Raw genomic sequence first — 543 nt, forward strand, 5'->3', positions numbered from 1 at the left:
GCAGACTGTAAATCCGCTTCGAGTTCTTCGACGGAACTGTATCGGTAAAATGGATCTTTAGTTGTTGCTTTTAATACAACATTCTCCACGCTTTGAGGGATAGATGGATTCCACCTTTTTGGAGAAGGTGTTTCTGTCTGTAAATGTTTTAATGCAATTGACACAGCCGATTCCCCAGACAAAGGGACTCGACCCGTTAGCAATTCAAATAGGACGATGCCAAGCGAATAAATATCAGAACGCTTATTCGCAAGCCCTCCCCTTGCCTGTTCAGGAGATAAATAATGAACAGATCCCAAAACAGAATTAGTATGCGTAATGGTTGTAGAACTTAGTGCTACGGCAATGCCGAAGTCAGTAACTTTAATGGTATCATCATGATCAATTAAAATATTTTGAGGCTTAATATCCCGGTGAATAATTCCGTACTGATGAGCATGGGCAATAGCTGATGTAATCTGCGTCATAATATGTATGGCTTTATCAAGAGATAATGGTGATTCTTGCAGAATGTATTGCTTTAATGTCATACCCGGTACATAT

At 39.8% G+C, this 543-nt stretch carries 1 protein-coding gene; it reads right to left on the bottom strand.

Annotated features, from left to right (window positions below; translation table 11 throughout):
- On the bottom strand, positions 1–543 hold a 543-nt coding region (locus AC27IT_RS28095; protein ID WP_487092306.1), incomplete at both ends, for a protein kinase domain-containing protein.

This window comes from Brevibacillus sp. YAE8 (genome assembly GCF_057543335.1).